Here is a 15953-nt window from a genome sequence, read left to right on the forward strand (position 1 = left end):
TCACGCCCGTCGGCCACCCTGATCTGCTGGCGCAGCGTATCGAGCACCTTCAGAGTGACCCGTTGCTTCTCCCACCGCACGAAGTACCAGTACACGGTCTGCCACGGCGGGAAATCCGCAGGCCAGTTGCCGCCAGGAGCAGCCGGTGCGCACCACGTACAACACCGCGTCCACCACCGCCCGCCGTGAATGCTTCTCCGGCCTGCCACCCTCACCGGCGGGTGGCAGCAGCGGCTCGACCAGCGCCCACTGATCGTCGGTCAGGTCCGAGGGATAGCGAGGTTCCCGAGACACCCTGCAAGCCTCCACAAACCGACACCGGAGATCACGTAGCCACACCGACCGAGATCAACTTCTCAAACACCCACTTAGCGATGAAGCCGGTGGGTGGTACTGCATGCGTTTGAGTCGGTTATTGACCGCGGCGATCAGCTGGTCGACGGTGCGCATGGCGAGGTTGGCTAGGCTCTTCTTCATGCGCGCCCAGGCGCCCTCCACCGGGCGGGGTCGCAGATCGTTCGGCACGCGGGTGCGGGGCAGAGTCAGGGGACCCGATCAGCAGGTCGAGCCAGCCTCACGGTCGGCGAGGTATTCGTCAAGAAGGTCGAACAGCACCTCGATGACGAGTCGCGCTTGTTCTTGGGGTAGGTCCCAGTGGTCCCAACCGTCTGGAAGGGCGATATGACGAACGTGGCCTGACCAGCCGTGATTGCAGATTTGGCCGCGTTTGGCGATGAGCCAGTCCGTCCAGTCGCGCAGGCCCGGGCCGCCGTGGCGCAGGGCGTGCTGGTCGTAGCCGTCCAGGAATGCCTCAAGCCGGTCCAGCCGACTTGCGTGTGCCGAAAACTTCATCCGTGCAGGTGAGAGCTATGAAGGCCCCGGCGTCCCCGGACGTCGGGGCCGTCATCACCCTGACACAGCACCGGAGCCGGCACGGCGAGGAGGTGGGTCTGTCCAGTGAACGGTGTTTCTGGTGTTGTCAGGGATTTAGCGGCGGGCGGCGGAGAGCCGTCCGTCGAAGGTGATCTCGAAGGCGTTGAGGGCGGCTTTCGTGCGCCGTGAGGCGCTGTGGATTCGAGTGGAGGTGGGAGACCTTGATCGCCGGGCCGTCGCAGCGGCCTGGTTGGAGCTGAGGGCAGCCTGATCCGGGAGGTGCCGGGGAGGGTGGGAGCAGCCCTGACAAAGCCGGGGTGCGTCGGTACTGCCAGACGATGTGGGCCCGGTGAGCGGGATCGGAAGGAGTATGAGAGGAACCGGCGTTGTAACGCCCCTCAACGCTTTACCGGCTCGAACCTGGCGGATGTGGGCCGGGAGCAGCGCGTACCTGTCTTTGGCGGGGAACTTCCGGGAGTCGTGAAGCCGGTGACCGGGAGGCTGCGGGGAAGGTCTGCGGCGTACTCGTAGCGAGGCTGCTGGGGCAGAGTCGGGCTCCTCACCGATCGAGCGAATCGCAGTGAACACGGGAACCGTCCCGGTTCTGCCGCTGTGCTCACGCGTCCAGTGTGGGGCGGCGGCTGAGTCCACCGTCGGCTGATCGCTCCGGGGCGGGGCGGAGTCGCCGTAGTACTCCGAGGCCGGGAGAGCCGGTCGCATGGGAAAGGGCGACAGCGGTAACGAGAAGATGGAGGCTGTAATGCCGAAAGATGCGCCACCGAATGGTGGCGCTCGCGGTGATGCCCCGATGGGGTCGTGGTCGCGGGTATCGGGGATGCAGGCCAAGCTTCACCGTTGGGCGGTGGCCGATCCTGGCCGCCGGTTCGACGACCTGTTCAACTTCGTGCATGACCCGGTGACGCTGTTGGTGGCGTTCGATCGGGTCGCGGGCAACCGGGGCGCGAACACCCCCGGCGTCGACGGCCTGACCGAGGTCGAGGAGCGCATCGGGGTGCCCGGCTTCCTGGACGATCTGCGCGGTGCGTTGAAGGACGGTTCGTTCCGGCCACTGCCGGTGCGAGAACGCGCGATTCCCAAGCCTGGAGGATCGGGGAAGGTCCGCAAGCTGGGCATTCCCACGATCGCCGACCGGGTGGTCCAGGCGGCGTTGAAGCTGGTGCTGGAACCGATCTTCGAGGCCGACTTCCTGCCGGTCTCTTATGGGTTCCGGCCCCGTGGATGAGCGTCCCGTCCAGGATCACGTGGGTCAGCCCGTCCTTGGCGGCCTTCCGCAACGCCTGGGTGAGCTTGGGTGAGCGGGCCGACAGCAGCATGACGGTCTCCTCCACATACCGCCAGGGATGCGAGCATCGCCTGTCGCGTCGAACCGGTCGCTCGGCGATGGCTGCCACGACCTCGGTGCTGTGGCGGCGGTGCACTGGATAGCGAGAATGACGCCCACTGGGCCAGCGGATGTCCACCATGAACTCCGCCTGATCGAGATCGTGGAACGTGGATCGCTCGTCAGTCCGCGGGCATGGCCATCGGGTCGTCGGGCAATGCGATCGTGCAGTGTTCCGCCGGCCGGTGGCCGAGGAACGCAGGACGGTTGGCGTGGCCGAACAGTATCGGCAGCAGATCCGTCGCGGTGATGATCCCGTAGTCCCCGGCTCTGGCCCAGTTCTCCCCGAACCGGTCGATCGAGTCGGGCCGTACGGTCGGGCCGGCGACGACGAAGGGCGTGGGGTCGCCGGTGTGCAGCACGCCGCCGGTAGACGGGGTGGCGTGGTCGCCGGTCACCGCCACGACCGCACGGTCGGCCAGCGTGAGCAGGCCGGTCAGACCGGCGTCGAGTTGTTCGAGCACGTCACGCTTGGCATAGGGCTGCTTGCGGTGACCGGCGTCATCGGTGGCCTTGGTGTGGATGTGCACGAACGCGGCGCCGTCGTCGAGTAGGCCGAGCGCGGCGTCGACGCGGTCGGCCAGGTCCCGCTCCAGACTCGGTCGCGGGCGGATCGGCAGGTCGCGGAGGCTCAGGAGGGCCGCGAGGCCGCGGTATAGCCGGGTGCTGGTGACGGCGGCGCCTGGCACGCCGACCCACTCGGTGAAGCCGGGCACCGGCCGTCGGATGCCCGCCCACTTCGTGGTGAGCACGTCCAGTGCGGGCCTGCCGTGGCCGCGCCGAGCTGCGTTGGTGGGACCGGTGGTCAGCTGCCGGCGGCACGCGAGGAGGAAGTCGGTGAGCGCTTCGGCCGTCGCTGTGCCCTCGGGAGCGGTCGGCCGGGGTCGCAGCCACGGATGGCGGTTCTCGAAGAACGGATCTGAGTCGGTGACGTCCGCCGAGGTGAGGTCCGGCGTGATCAGCAGAGCCTCACCACGGCCCACGGGCGGCAACGGGTGAAGGCCCACACCGTGTTCTCGGCAGACCGGGGCCAACTCGGCGGTGAGGGCGGCGACGTCGTCAGCGTCATCGGGTGCGGCTCGCCCGGTGATCCAGACCTTGCCGTCCGCGATCGTGGACGTGCGCAGGCACGCGTGGAAGGCTGGCACGTCGTACGGCACCTCGATTCCGCCGCCGAGCGCTTCGATCACCGCCCGGCCGGGAAAGGGCACCTGGTGGTAGCCGAAAATCGCCCAGTGCGCGAGCTCAGACGATGGTGCACGGCCCCATCCGAACGGCAGGTGCCAGGCGCTGGCGCCGCGCCGGGCGAGAGCGTCGAGCATGGGTGTATGCGCCGCCTCCGCCGGTGTCCGCCCACCCAGCTCCGGTACAGGCCGGTCACCGAGACCATCCAGGATGACGAGCACCACGGGGAGCCGATCGTCGTCCAGGCGGGGCTGGGTCTCCCCATACCCCGCCGCCCGCGGGCTCACCGCCGTGTCCGGTACGGCATCGTGCGGAGGACGTCGGCGACTCCGGCCGGGACATACCGTTCCCATCCCTGACCGGTGCGCAGCGCGGCACGAACGGTGGTGGCGGAAAGCTTCGTCGCGGGGTCGCCGACGAGTGCCACGACGCGATAGCCGCCTTCGGACAGTCGTCGCGCCTTTGTCCGTTCCCAGGTGGTGAAGACACGCACGAACTGGGTCGCCGACAATGGCACGTAGTTCGCCCAACAGCCGGGCCGCGCGAGATCGAACGGCACGATCGCCGCCCGCCCGGCGAGGCCCTGGCAGCGCAGGGCCGCGGTGAGGAGTCGGTATCGCTCGTAGTAGGTGAACGGGTTCGCGTCGTCTCGATGCCGGTGCGGCGCGGTGTCCTCTAGGGCTCTGAACTCGGGATCCGGGTTGGTGACCGCGACGATCAGCAGGTCGTGCTCGGCGATGGCCGCAGCGAACAACTCGAGGTGCCCATTGTGGACGGGCTGGAAGCGTCCGGTGACGCATGCGAGGCGCATCGGCTCAACCGTCCGTTCGCAGCATGACGTGACCGGCGGGGCCGACGACCAGCCGTCCCACCACGGTCGCGGTCCGGTCGCCGGCGCGGCGCAGTCCGGCCAACACTTGGTCCAGTCGGGCCGGCGGCACGGCCAGCAGCAGACCGCCTGAGGTCTGCGGGTCGCAGACCAGCACCTGTTCGGGTTCGCGCGCTCGCCCCGGGACGAACCAGCCGTCGGCGACGCCCGTCATCCGGGTGCGTTCGCCGCCGTCGGTCGCATGCCCCTGTTCGGCGAGCTCACGGGCCGCGGGCAGCACCGGGACGTCTCCGGTGAACACCTGTGCCGCAAGATCACTGGCAAGGGTGAGCTCATGAAGATGCCCGGCCAGCCCGTAGCCGGTCACGTCGGTCGCCGCGCGCAGTCCCGCGTCGCGGGCGACGGTCGCAGCGTCGGCGTTGAGTCGCGTCATGGTCGCCACGGCCGTGGCGACGGCGGCTTCCGTGGCCACGCCGCGCTTTGCGGCACTGGCGATGACGCCGACGCCGATCGGTTTGGTGAGCACCAGGAGGTCACCGGGCATGCCGCCGTCCTTGGTGAGCAGCATGCCGGGATCGGCCTCGCCGACGGCCACCATGCCGTACTTCGGTAGCGGATCGGTGATGCTGTGCCCGCCCAGCACCCATGCACCGGCCTGTCGGGCCATGTCCACGCCGCCGCGCAACACCTCCCCCAACATGGGGGAAGCGGTCAGGTCCGCGGGCCAGGCGAGCAGGTTTAGCGTCAGGAGCGGCCTGCCACCCATGGCGTAGACGTCCGAGAGGGCGTTGGCCGCGGCGATCCGGCCCCAATCGTAGGGATCGTCGACGATCGGGGTGAGGAAATCACAGGTGAACACCCAGGCGCGCGTTTCATCGACCGCGTAGACGACGGCGTCGTCGGCCGGGTTCAGGCCCACCTGGACCGCGGGGTCGGGCACTGGTCGAACCCGAACCCGGTCCAGCACCTCGTCGAGAACCTGTTTCGGCAGCTTGCAGGCGCAGCCGCCGCCCGGCGAATACTCGGTGAGCCTGCGCCCGGTCGGCAGCGCGGTCATGCGCCCGCCACCAGCTCGCGGGCGATGGCGTTGCGCTGGATCTCCACTGTGCCCGCCGGAATGCGAAGGTTTCGGGCAAGGCGGAACAGCTTCTCCTCGACCGAACCCAGCCGGAGCCCGGCCGCGCCGTGGATCTGCACCGCCCGATCGGCGATGCGGAAGAACGCTTCGTCGTTTACCACCTTCAGCACGCTGATCAAGCGCCGGGCCGCAGGCGCGAGCGGCACGGCGAACGGGCCGAGCTCATCCAGCTCGGCCTGCGCCATCAGGGACGTTGCGCGGGCCGAGTAGCGATCGGCCTCCATGTCGGCCAGCTGATGCCGCACCGACTGCAGGGCGGCGATCGGCTCGCCGCCGTACTGCCGGGCCTTGGCGTACCGGACAGCGCGTTCCACCAGCAGCCGGTTCCAGCCCGCGCACATGCCGCCACGACATACGCGACGCCAGTTGATGAACGTCATCGCGATCGCGAACCCTTGGCCGACCTCGCCGATCCGGTTCTCGTCCGGTACCTGGACGTTCTCCAAGATAAGCTCACCGGTCATTCCGTCGTCCAAGATGGTGCGGTTGTCCGGACCGCGCCGGAAACCCGGCCGGTCCGCCTCCACGAGGAACATGGTCAGCGAGCGCGTGCCCGCTCCCGGTTCGGTCACGGCCACCACCTGGGCGGCGTCGCAATAGGGCGCGTTGGTGATCCACGCCTTGCGCCCGCTGAGCACCCAGCCGGACCCGCGCCGCTCCGCGCGCGTTCGCATGCCCAGCACATCCGAACCGGCGTCGGGCTCGGTGTTGGCGAAGGCGGCGGTGATCTCGCCCGACATCAGAGGTTCGACGAAGTCGCGGCGTACCGCGGCTCCCGCATGTACGAGATGCGGAGCTGGCCCTTCGGTCCAGGCCAGAGCCGCGAGTCCGAGCCCGAGACCGGAGGTGTGGTAGACGAACTCCTCGACGTGCATCATCTCCATACGGGAGAAGCCGCCACCGCCGAGCGAGACCGGTATGTGCGGGGCATAGAGCCCGGCCGCGGCGGCCCTGCGCTGCACCTCCCGCCGCGCCTGCCAGACCTGTGGATGCATTCGTCCCGCGTCGTCCAGCGCCGGCTGCCATGGCGTACCGACCTTCTGCCGGGCCAGTTCGACCTCGAGCGGCACCACGACGTCCTCGTGGAATCTCTGGAACCGTCGCGTGTAGTCGAGCACCCGATCGCCGGCCGATACGTCGAGGTGGGTGGGAGTCACCGGCCGTTGCCCTCCTCGTCGGCGTCGACGATCGCCAGCGCCTGATCCGCCTGTGCCCGTTCCTCCTCAGCGACGAGGATCTCGGTGAGAGTTCCGGAGACCGGCGACTCGATCTCGAAGCTCGCCTTATCAGTGATCACCTCGACGAGCGGCTCGCCTTTCTCGACCCTGTCGCCTTGTTTCCGCAACCACACGGAGACGAAGACTTCGCTCGCCTCCCAGATGGTGTCCTCGAGCTTGATTTCCCGCCTCATGTCAGCTCCGCAGTTGGTCGTCAGGACGAATGGATTCGATGCGATCGACGAAGTCCTTGAAAAATCGCAGTCCGGGAACGCCGTTGATCACGCGGTGGTCGAACGTCAGGCTCAGATCGACGATCTTCCCGATCGTCACACCGGACGATTCGATGATGGGTGTCTCGTGCACCCCGCCCACCAGGAGCACGCCGGTCACCCCAGGGGAGAGCACGGGCGTCGCTAGTACGGGCGCCAGCTCCATGCCCACGTTGGACAGGTGGAAGACCGCGCCGCGCGCCTCCTCGAGCCGCAGTCGGCCCGCCTTTGCCCGCTCGATGAGGGTGCGCAGCCGAGCGCCCAGTTCGTCCAGAGGGTAGGACTCCGCGTCATGGACGACGGGCACCGTCAGTTCCCCGTCGTCGAGGGCGACGGCGACGCCCAGGCTGACCGACTCGCGCCGGACGAGCTCGTCCCCCTCCAGGACGGTGTTCATGGCGGGATGTGCGGCGAGCGTCCGTGCCAGCACGTGTGCGAGCAGCGCGGTCGTCGTGGTCAAGGAGCCCGCGCCGGCCAGCCGTGCCTTCGTCTCCAGCAGTGCCTCGGCGCGGGCCCGGCTGATGACGGTGACGGCGACGCCCTCCTGATGCGCGCGGACGAGCCGTTCGGTGGTCATCCGCCTGAGCGCGCGGCGCGCGACGGCCGCTCAGTGCTCACGACGGCGATCCGGAAAGCAGGTCGCGTACGCTGTCCACGACGAGTTGAGGGGTCGGCAGCACGGCGTCGCGCAGCGGTTCGGCCCACGGCAGTGGGACGGGCGGCGCGCCGAGCCGGACCGGCGGTCGGCGAAGCGCCGTCATGGCGTCCTCGGTGACCCGGGCGACGATCTCCGCGCCGAGACCGCCGCTCACCCATGCCTCGTGTACCACGACGAGGTGCCGCGTACGGCGTACGGAGTCGAGCACGGTCGCCTCGTCGAACGGGCTCACCGTGCGCAGGTCGATCACTTCGGCGGCGATGCCGTGCTCTGCGAGCCGGCTCGCGGCGGTGGTGCAGGTGCGGACGCAACGGCCGTAGGTGACCAGGCTGACGTCCGTACCCGGATGAACGATCTTCGCTGAGCGGAGCGGGACGACGTGATCATCGTCGGCGGGGACGGTGGCCCGTGGCGAGTTGTAGAGAAAGATGTTCTCGATGAACAGCACGGGATCGCCGGACCGGATGGCGCTCTTGATCAGTCCCTTGCCGTCCGCGGGGGTGCTGGGCATCACCACGGTGAGCCCCGGCGAATGGGCGAAGATCGCCTCGTAGTTCTGCGGGTGCGCTCGATAGGGACCGTCGCCGCCGCGCGTACGTATGACGAGCGGGACCGTGCCCTTTCCGTTCGACAGGTAACGGTAGCCGGGTGCGAGTTGGATGAGAGGTGTCGCGGCCACCGGCAGCAGGTCGGTGAACATGATCTCCACGATCGGGCGGCAGCCGGTCAGAGCCATGCCCACCCCCATCGACACCATCGCCGACTCGCAGATCGGAGTCTGGATCACCTGGTCTGGGCCGAACTTTCGCCACAATCCCTCGGTGGAGCGCAGGGGCCCGCCGAAATCCCCGACGTCCTGCCCGACCACCACTACATCGCGGCTCGCCGCCATCTCTTCGGCGATGCCCTCGAGAATCGCCTCCCGGAGGGTGAGCCGTTCGGTCGTACGCTCAGCACACATGCTCGTACACCTCCTCCGCGCCGAGGTCATCGGCAGTGAGCGATGGCTCCGCCTCGATCTCGTCAGCCGCGCGCCGGACCTGTTCTGTGCAGTCCTCCCAGACGGCCCGCAGCTCGCGGCGCTGGATCGCGAGATCACCTTCCATCCGGGCCTCGAGCAGGTCGATGGGGTCCCGAGCCCGCCAGGCCTCCCGTTCCTCGGCGCTCTGGTAACCGGCGGGGTCGGCGTGGAAGTGGCCCGTCATGCGGTAGGTCACCGCTTCGACGAACGTCGGCCGGTCGTGGGTGCGGGCCTCGTCCACCGCCGCTTGCACGGCGTTGGCGACCGCGGTGACGTCGTTCCCGTCGACGGTCGCGGTGGGCAGGCCGTATCCGCGCGCCCAGCGCGTGACGGACTCAGTCGCGAGCGCCTCCCGCGCTGGGGTCGAGATGGCGATCTGGTTGTTCTGGCACACGAAGACGACGGGTACTCGCAGCGTCGCGGCCAGGTTGAGACTTTCGTGGAAATCGCCGGTCCCGGCCGTGCCGTCGCCGAACGAGCACAGCACCACCCGATCCTCGGCTCTGCGTTTGACGGCCAGCGCGACCCCGACCGCGGTCGCGAGGTTGGGGCCGAGAGCGAGGGTGACGAAGGGCAGGACGCCGCGATCGAGATCGCCGGAGAACTGTCCGTACAACCTGCCCGCGGTCGCGCTCGTACGACGTTGAATCACCCGTCCGAGCACCTCTTTCAACGGCGCGCCGCGCAGCCACGGGATCACCAGGGAGCCGCGGTAGTGCGGTACCGCGACGTCTGCCGGACGCAGTTCGCTGAACGCACCGACGACGGTCGCCTCCTCGCCGATGCCGGCGTACCAGTGCGGGGACTTGCTCATACAGAAGGTTTCGATGGCCCGGCTCATCACCATCGCCTTGTGCAGCCGGAGCAGGGTCGGTCGATCCACGGGCGGCCTCGCTGAGGGTAGTCGAGCGGTCGGGTACGGCCATGGTCACCGATCGTCGACCTCCCGGCGTGCGACAAAAGTGAGCGAAATCCGCAGCTTTGGCTCGACGATTGTCGAACCGCCGGGTCGCGGACGGCCGGGGATGGCCGCCATGAAAACGGGAGTCGCTCTCGCTGAGCGCCGGGGCAAGGCGATGCGCGGGGCGGTCATGCCGAAGGCTCGATCGAGCGCGTCAACCGTGGGTCTGCCGGGCGTCGGCGAGTTTGCCGAGCTTGAGTCCGAGATGGAGGGTCAGCCGGTCGGTTCCGTCCCGGAGATCGACCTGGGCGACCCGTTCGATGCGCTGTAGCCGGTGGTAAAGCGTGGTGCGGTGAACTCGCAACTGCCTGGCGGTCCGCTGCACGTCGCCGGCGTTGTCAAGGAACGCCTCAAGCGTGGAGACCAGGCCACCGTGCGGATCCGCTCGGCGGAGCGCCGCGAGTGCCGGGATCCAGTCCTCGGAGATGACATGGTCCGGGGGCAGTTGAAGCAGCAGTGCGTACGGCCCCAGACGCTCCCAGCGGGCCACCGGCCCAAGCCGGGGAAGCAGCCGCGCGGCGCGCGCCGCCGTGCTCGCGTGGCGATACGACTCCGCCACCTGGCCGAGGCCATGGCGAGCACTGCCGACACCGATGACGATCTGGTCGCCCGGGCCCTTACGGCGGGTGAACTCGCGCTCGATGATGGCGACGAGCTCGTTGATCGTCTTTTCGGCGGGTGGTGCAGCGGCGGCCACCAGGACGAGGGCCCGGCAACCATCGGCGGACGAGAGCACGGTGCGGGGTGGGACGGCGCGCCCGGCCGCCTCGACTGCCGCGCTGATGCTCACCGCGGCATGATCGCGTGCGTTCGCGTCGGCCATGCCGAACGCCTCGGCGGACAGCATGATGACGTAGTCGTCGGCGGCCAGCAGTCCGTCGTCTCGGATCTCCTGGGCCGCCCGCGCCCGCGCCGCCGTGTCAGGCGAGATCAGATCACGCAGCAGGGAGCCGATGCGCGCCAGTTCGCGTTCATGAAGCAGCAGGCGTCGATACAGCAGCAGCCCTATCTGCTCGGTGGCCTCGGCCGTGATGCCGACCTCCCTGTCGCCGAGGGTCTCATCGGGATCGATCAGCCACAGGTAGCCCAGCAAGATGCCATGACACCGCAGGGGGACGCACAACCGTGCGCTGAGGTGGGGCGGGTGGGCGGGCACCCGGCCCGGCCGCGTCCAGTTCGCGACGCCCTGGGACAGGACGAACTTCGTCTCTTCGTCACCGGCGTATCGGTCAAGCACTGATCGGACGCGGGCCGGGTCTTCGTCTCCGAAATGTCGGCTGGCGGCCAGCAACCGCATCGAGGGGGCGTCGACCGACACCGACCGGCGGAGCCTGGCCGCCAGCGTGTCGACGGAATGCTGCAGCTCGTCCGGTTGCACAGGTCACGCTCCCAGCTCGCCCTTCGCACAGAGAGTCTCACGGCCCGGCCACCAGCGGAAATCGACAATCGTCGGATCGGAGGCCACCCGGCCGCAACCCGCTGTCGGTGCCTGCCGCCGCCGACAGCACCTACGTTTCCTGCCATCCCGACCGATCCGACCCACCCGGAGAGTGCCTTGTCGATATTCGACCGGATGATTCCCGACGACTTCGAACAGGTCGTGTTCTGCCACGATGCCGCCAGTGGCCTTCGCTCGATCATCGCCGTGCATGACACCACGCTCGGCCCGGCCCTCGGCGGGGTGAGAATGCGAGCGTACGCCAGCGACGAGGAAGCGCTCATCGACTGCCTGCGCCTGGCCCAAGGCATGACCCTCAAGGCGGCGGTCGCCGGCGTGAACCTCGGCGGCGCCAAGAGTGTCATCATCGGCGATCCGAAGCGTGACAAGACCGAGGCGCTGCTGCGCGCGCACGGCAGGTTCATCCAGACCCTGAACGGCCGGTACATCCCCGGTGTCGATGCTGGCACGGGGGTCGCCGATCTCGAGCTGATCGCGGTGGAGGCCGAGCGAGTCTCGTGTGTGCGGAGTGACCCGTCTCCGATGACCGCGCTGGGCGTGCTCGAAGGAATCAAGGCATGCGTGCGAGCGCGGCTCGACGCGGACTCACTCGAGGGTGTGAAAGTGCTCGTCCAAGGGGTCGGGCATGTCGGCGCGGCCCTCGCCGAGCAACTGCTGGCCGAGAAGGCGGAAGTGCTCGTGTCGGATGTGGACGTCACCCGCGCCGAACACGTGGCCGACCGGATCGGGGCAGCGCCGGTGAACGCCGACGAGTGGCTATCCACCGCGTGCGACGTGCTGGCACCGTGTGCCTACGGCGGCATCGTCGACGACGACACCGTACCCAACCTGCGATGCGCGACCATCGCCGGTGGCGCGAACAACGTCCTGGCCGAGCCACGGCACGCCGACCAGCTACGGACCCGCGGGATCCTCTACGCACCTGATTACTGCATCAACGCCGGCGGCCTCATCTCGCTCGAAGAAGAGATTCTCGGTCACGACAGGGAGCGGGCGGAGCGCCGGGTTCGCTCTGTCGGCGACCTCGTCGCCGGAGTGATCCGCCGCGCCGAACAGGATGATGTCTCCACCGCGACAGCCGCGGCAGCACTGGCCGCCGAACGACTGCGATCGTTGTCCACCGTCGGTCCCCGGTTCGTCGCACGCTGATCGTCGAGAAGTCTTCCCGTCAGGAGGGGCACACACATGGAACACAACAAAGCACAGCGTTTCGCGGCCACGTGGGCCGAGGAGTGGAACTCCCACGACCTGGACCGGATCCTCAGCCACTATGCCGACGACATCGTCTTCCACTCTCCGGTGGCGGCGCGGATCCTGCCGGACAGCGACGGCGTCATCCGCGGAAAGGAGGCGCTGCGCGCCTATTGGCGCGAAGGCCTTCGACTGATTCCCGACCTTCACTTCGAGGTCGTGGGCGTCTACACCGGCGTCGACACCATCGTGATCAACTATCGCAACCAAGATGACCATCTCGTCAATGAGATCCTCACCTTCAGCAACGGCCTGATCGTCGCCGGTCACGGCACCTATCAGCCCCGGCCGAGCTGACCATGGCCAGGCCGGTCTCGGCGGCCAGCGCCGCGAGTTCGGCCTCCCACGCGCGGGTGCGGTATCCATTGGAGCCGCCGGCGTCCGCGGTGATCAGCAGCTGCTTCGCCTGAGGGTAGGTCGCCCGTCCGATGCCATTCCACCAGCGGCGGATGGACTCGGTGGCGAACGCGGCGGTGTCGTGGTCGGTGCCGACATTGACGCAGCCGCTATCGGCGGTCAGGTCGCCGATGCCATACGGGATGGCCTTGCCGAGGTGCGGGTCAGGGAAGTCATGGGTGGCGATTGTGACCGGCCGGCCCGCGGGCCGCCACTGGCGGCCGGGGTCTTTGAAGTCCTCGATGAGTTCGTTCTTCTTGGTGTCCACCGACACGACCAGATCCCCGGCCGCCTGGTACTTCTTGATCTGCTCGCTGATGTAACGGAACTGGGCGTCGCGGTCCGGGTGCTGCTTTCCCTCGACGGTTTTGGCGTTGCCCTGCAGGCTGAACCCCTCGGCGCGCAAGATGTCGCCTACGGTGCCGGCGGACACCTTGTGGCCCTGGCGCGTCAACTCGGCGGCCCGGTTCCGGGTCGATTTGGTCGTCCACCGCAGTGGCGACATCGGGTCCCCGCGCTCATCCGACTCCGCCAGCGTCAGCAAGGCCGGGCGCAACCCTGGATCGAGATCGACCAGGCGCTTGCGACCACTGCCGGGACGGCGGGCCCGGCCCAAAGGCTCGGCGCCCGCCTCGAGTTCATCAGAACATCCTGGCGCGGATACGGCGCTCGCTGGGAGGGTGTGCCTCATGGAGGACCCGACGAGTGTGCTTGGGCACGATCTGCGGTTCGAACTCACCCGCCGCTCGATCGGCTCGGCGGCGAGCTGAACATCCAGCCCGCCCTGCGACTCGCCCTCGTCGTGGTTGGTCACAGATGATCCTTCCCAGCCGGGGCATCGGCCCCAGCCTTCCGGATCACCGCCTCAGCCACACGACCTTTATGACAGTCCCGCCCGCTCGACTGACGGGTTCAGTCGAAATGCTGGAAGCGGGGCCAGGCCGCCGCCCAGCCGCTCGCTGGGTCGCGGCAGACCGCGATGATGCGGCCCTGCTCCTCGTTGTCGACGCCGACGCCGTTGTCGAGTACGCCCGCCACGGTGCAGTTGCCGAACCGGGCCTGCAGGTAGGGCAGCGGCAGCCCGATCACCACGGCAACCGTCGCCGCCTCCGGTTCCTCCGAGAAGGCCTTGAGGTGGTGCGCCGGCGCGGCTTCACCACCGCAGGGGTACGCGAGATCACCAGTGCGGCCGGGGTGCCGCAGGGGTCGTTCACCAACCATTTCGCCTCCAAGGAGGCGTTCGGGCTGGAGATCATCGACCGCTACTTCGCGGACGCGTGGTCTGTCGTCGAGGCGACGCTGGAGGACCCCGGGCGACCGCCTTTGGATCGCCTGCGGGCCTACTTCGAGGCCATCACGGAGCGACTCGAGGACCGCGGCTGGCAGCACGGCTGCCTGATCGGGAACATGAGCCTCGAGGCGCCCGAGCACAGCGAGGCGATCCGGACCCGACTCGCTGGGATATTCGCCCGGTGGCGTCAGCCGTTCGCCCGCTGCCTGGAAGAGGCGGACGCCGCGGGCCAGATCCGACTCGACGTGCCGGCCATCGACATGGCGGACTTCCTGCTCGCCTCCTGGCAGGGCGCGATCCTTCGCATGAAGGTCGACCGCAGCCCCGAGCCGCTCCACCGATTCCGACAGATCACATTCGCCACGGTACTCACCCCGTGCGCATGAAGGGACCCGACATGGCTAGCGACGACATCCGCAGCACCGACACTCTCCCCAGAAAGCGGACGAGCATCCTCGGGACGGAGATCAGCTACGTGGACGTGGGGAGCGGTGACCCCATCGTGTTCCTGCACGGCAACCCCACCTCTTCCTACCTGTGGCGGAACGTCATCCCCCTGGTCGAGGACCACGGCCGCTGCCTGGCGCCGGACCTGGCCGGCATGGGCCGCTCCGGCCCCGCCCCGGACGGGAAGTACCGCTTCACCGATCATGTCCGTTACCTCGACGCGTGGTTCGACGCCCTGGACCTGACCGACCACGTCACGCTCATCGTGCACGACTGGGGTTCGGCGCTGGGCTTCCACTGGGCCCGCAGGCATCCTGAACGGGTCAGGGCGATCGCCTACATGGAGGCGATCGTCCAGCCTCGCGCCTGGTCGGACTTCCCGCCCGGTCGCGACGAATTGTTCCGTGCGATGCGCTCCGAAAAGGGCGAAGAACTCGTGCTGGAGCGGAACTTCTTCGTCGAGACGGTGCTGCCGAAGAGCGTCCTGCGAACGCTGGACGACGCGGAGATGGCGGCATACCGGGCGCCGTTCCCCACCCCGGAGTCACGAGTGCCGACGCTGGTCTTCCCTCGTGAGATGCCGATCGACGGCAGCCCCGCCGACGTCGTCGAGATCGTCGAGGACTACGGACGGTGGCTGGCCGAAAGCCCGATCCCCAAGCTCTTCGTCGCGGCCGAGCCCGGCGCGCTGCTGGTCGGGCGCGCCGCAGAGTTCGCCCGGACCTGGCCGAACCAGCGTGAAGTGATCGTCAAGGGAAGCCACTACGTCCAAGAGGACTCCCCGGTCGAGATCGGAACCGCTATACGCGACTTCCTGCTCGACTTGTGAGCACGATTCTTCGGGAGCCGGAGACGAGACGCTGCAGCGCCCTGGCCGGGTTCTCGGGCTCACCCGGTCAGAGCCATTCCACCAGCCGAGCGATGCCTCGCGCAGGGGACGATGGCGGTGGTGAGTTGCCCGGTCGCCGGGTCGAACAGCGACCGCATCGCCGCCGTGCGCGCTTTCGGGGACAGGCGGTAGAGCACCGTGGCCGCGGAGTCGGTGAGCGATCCGCCGAAGCCCTGCATCCGCTGGAGTGTCCGTGTCGGATCGACCACCACCGTCGGGGCGCTCGTCGCTGTTTCACTGAAGATGACGGGCCCGGTGTTGTGGTGAAGGATGATTCGCGTTAGCGGCGGCGTGCGGGCGTCGGCCGACAAGGCGGTGGTGATACCCTAGCCTGCGCCCGCCGCTGCGCGAGTTCCTTTTCGGTCGAACCCCGCCGGTGGCCATGCAGCTGGCTGGTCGTCGGACAACGTGTCGGCTGTGTCAATCGGCCGTGCTGGCGTGCACGGCGATGATTCGCCAACCGTGCGTCTCGTCGTATAGCCAAGTACGGGTGTAGCGCATCCTGGCCGCGAACGGCGTCCCGGAGACGGTCCCTTCGACGGTGCCGAGAAACCACGTCACCCCGGTGCGCCCGTCGGTGAGCACGGTCAACTCTTCCTCGGCCACCCTCGTCACCACCTGCGCTCGAGTGCGGTGCAGCTCCAGGTCGTCCGCCTTGGTCTGA

Annotated in this window: 17 protein-coding genes and 4 pseudogenes; 5 read left to right on the top strand and 16 right to left on the bottom strand. The window is 68.5% G+C overall.

Features of this window, described 5'->3' with window-relative positions; all coding sequences use genetic code 11:
• Nucleotides 1–309, bottom strand: a pseudogene (locus tag AB0I04_RS53495) (transposase); the annotation flags it as partial.
• Between the two features lie 246 nt (nucleotides 310–555).
• Nucleotides 556–852 (bottom strand): hypothetical protein, encoded by a 297-nt coding sequence (locus AB0I04_RS53500; RefSeq protein ID WP_360904209.1) that lies wholly within the window; start codon nucleotides 850–852, stop codon nucleotides 556–558.
• Between the two features lie 739 nt (nucleotides 853–1591).
• Between AB0I04_RS53500 and AB0I04_RS53505 the strand changes: the two genes are divergently transcribed.
• Nucleotides 1592–2116, top strand: coding sequence for a hypothetical protein (locus tag AB0I04_RS53505; RefSeq protein WP_360904253.1), 525 nt, complete (start codon nucleotides 1592–1594; stop codon nucleotides 2114–2116).
• On the opposite strand, the pseudogene AB0I04_RS53510 reads toward AB0I04_RS53505, so the two are convergent.
• From AB0I04_RS53510 to AB0I04_RS53555, 10 genes and pseudogenes are all read right to left on the bottom strand, one after another.
• Nucleotides 2112–2231: pseudogene (locus AB0I04_RS53510) on the bottom strand (IS5/IS1182 family transposase); the annotation flags it as partial. The gene AB0I04_RS53505 and the pseudogene AB0I04_RS53510 sit on opposite strands and share 5 nt — an antisense overlap.
• Before the next feature lie 166 nt (nucleotides 2232–2397).
• Complete coding sequence (locus AB0I04_RS53515) at nucleotides 2398–3747, bottom strand: hypothetical protein (protein ID WP_360904212.1); 1350 nt, start codon at nucleotides 3745–3747, stop codon at nucleotides 2398–2400.
• Nucleotides 3744–4271 carry an adenylyltransferase/cytidyltransferase family protein gene (locus AB0I04_RS53520; RefSeq protein ID WP_360904215.1) on the bottom strand — a complete coding sequence of 176 codons (528 nt, stop codon included), beginning with the start codon at nucleotides 4269–4271 and terminating at the stop codon, nucleotides 3744–3746. The genes AB0I04_RS53515 and AB0I04_RS53520 overlap by 4 nt, the downstream gene beginning before the upstream one ends.
• A 4-nt stretch (nucleotides 4272–4275) precedes the next feature.
• Nucleotides 4276–5346: a selenide, water dikinase SelD gene (gene selD / locus AB0I04_RS53525; RefSeq protein ID WP_360904218.1), complete on the bottom strand. Its 1071-nt coding sequence runs from the start codon at nucleotides 5344–5346 to the stop codon at nucleotides 4276–4278.
• Nucleotides 5343–6584: an acyl-CoA dehydrogenase gene (locus AB0I04_RS53530; RefSeq protein ID WP_360904221.1), complete on the bottom strand. Its 1242-nt coding sequence runs from the start codon at nucleotides 6582–6584 to the stop codon at nucleotides 5343–5345. The genes selD and AB0I04_RS53530 overlap by 4 nt, the downstream gene beginning before the upstream one ends.
• Entirely contained in the window at nucleotides 6581–6838 is a 258-nt protein-coding gene (locus AB0I04_RS53535; RefSeq protein WP_360904224.1) for a lipoyl domain-containing protein, read from the bottom strand. Before AB0I04_RS53535 ends, AB0I04_RS53530 begins: the two co-directional genes overlap by 4 nt.
• Before the next feature lies 1 nt (nucleotide 6839).
• Nucleotides 6840–7496 (bottom strand): annotated as a pseudogene (locus AB0I04_RS53540) (2-oxo acid dehydrogenase subunit E2); the annotation flags it as partial.
• Nucleotides 7497–7530: 34 nt separating this feature from the next.
• Nucleotides 7531–8535 (bottom strand): transketolase C-terminal domain-containing protein, encoded by a 1005-nt coding sequence (locus tag AB0I04_RS53545; RefSeq protein ID WP_360904227.1) that lies wholly within the window; start codon nucleotides 8533–8535, stop codon nucleotides 7531–7533.
• A complete protein-coding gene (locus tag AB0I04_RS53550; RefSeq protein ID WP_360904230.1) occupies nucleotides 8525–9478 on the bottom strand; it encodes a thiamine pyrophosphate-dependent dehydrogenase E1 component subunit alpha in 954 nt (317 codons plus the stop codon). The genes AB0I04_RS53545 and AB0I04_RS53550 overlap by 11 nt, the downstream gene beginning before the upstream one ends.
• 232 nt (nucleotides 9479–9710) lie before the next feature.
• The gene (locus AB0I04_RS53555) at nucleotides 9711–10934 is read right to left on the bottom strand and encodes a helix-turn-helix domain-containing protein (RefSeq protein WP_360904233.1); all 1224 of its coding nucleotides are present in this window, start codon (nucleotides 10932–10934) and stop codon (nucleotides 9711–9713) included.
• Between AB0I04_RS53555 and AB0I04_RS53560 the strand changes: the two genes are divergently transcribed.
• Both AB0I04_RS53560 and AB0I04_RS53565 read left to right on the top strand, forming a co-directional pair.
• On the top strand, nucleotides 10911–12164 hold the full coding sequence (locus AB0I04_RS53560; protein WP_360904236.1) for a Glu/Leu/Phe/Val dehydrogenase dimerization domain-containing protein: 1254 nt from the start codon (nucleotides 10911–10913) through the stop codon (nucleotides 12162–12164). The genes AB0I04_RS53555 and AB0I04_RS53560 overlap by 24 nt on opposite strands.
• A 36-nt stretch (nucleotides 12165–12200) precedes the next feature.
• Nucleotides 12201–12563: a nuclear transport factor 2 family protein gene (locus tag AB0I04_RS53565; RefSeq protein ID WP_360904239.1), complete on the top strand. Its 363-nt coding sequence runs from the start codon at nucleotides 12201–12203 to the stop codon at nucleotides 12561–12563.
• A 1-nt stretch (nucleotide 12564) separates the two neighbouring features.
• Here AB0I04_RS53565 and AB0I04_RS53570 read toward each other — a convergent pair.
• Nucleotides 12565–13302 (bottom strand): annotated as a pseudogene (locus tag AB0I04_RS53570) (ISAzo13 family transposase); the annotation flags it as partial.
• Between the two features lie 272 nt (nucleotides 13303–13574).
• Complete coding sequence (locus AB0I04_RS53575; RefSeq protein WP_360904256.1) at nucleotides 13575–13751, bottom strand: hypothetical protein; 177 nt, start codon at nucleotides 13749–13751, stop codon at nucleotides 13575–13577.
• Between AB0I04_RS53575 and AB0I04_RS53580 the strand changes: the two genes are divergently transcribed.
• Both AB0I04_RS53580 and AB0I04_RS53585 read left to right on the top strand, forming a co-directional pair.
• Nucleotides 13722–14339: a TetR family transcriptional regulator C-terminal domain-containing protein gene (locus tag AB0I04_RS53580; RefSeq protein ID WP_360904250.1), complete on the top strand. Its 618-nt coding sequence runs from the start codon at nucleotides 13722–13724 to the stop codon at nucleotides 14337–14339. The genes AB0I04_RS53575 and AB0I04_RS53580 overlap by 30 nt on opposite strands.
• 11 nt (nucleotides 14340–14350) lie before the next feature.
• Nucleotides 14351–15229: a haloalkane dehalogenase gene (locus tag AB0I04_RS53585; protein WP_360904242.1), complete on the top strand. Its 879-nt coding sequence runs from the start codon at nucleotides 14351–14353 to the stop codon at nucleotides 15227–15229.
• A gap of 59 nt (nucleotides 15230–15288) precedes the next feature.
• On the opposite strand, the gene AB0I04_RS53590 is transcribed toward AB0I04_RS53585, so the two are convergent.
• The gene (locus AB0I04_RS53590) at nucleotides 15289–15600 is read right to left on the bottom strand and encodes a hypothetical protein (RefSeq protein ID WP_360904245.1); all 312 of its coding nucleotides are present in this window, start codon (nucleotides 15598–15600) and stop codon (nucleotides 15289–15291) included.
• Nucleotides 15601–15709: 109 nt separating this feature from the next.
• A partial coding sequence (locus tag AB0I04_RS53595) for a nuclear transport factor 2 family protein (protein ID WP_360904248.1) occupies nucleotides 15710–15953 on the bottom strand: 244 nt, incomplete at its 5' end.

The sequence above is a fragment of the Actinoallomurus sp. NPDC050550 genome (assembly GCF_040655075.1).
Taxonomy (GTDB): Bacteria; Actinomycetota; Actinomycetes; order Streptosporangiales; family Streptosporangiaceae; genus Actinoallomurus.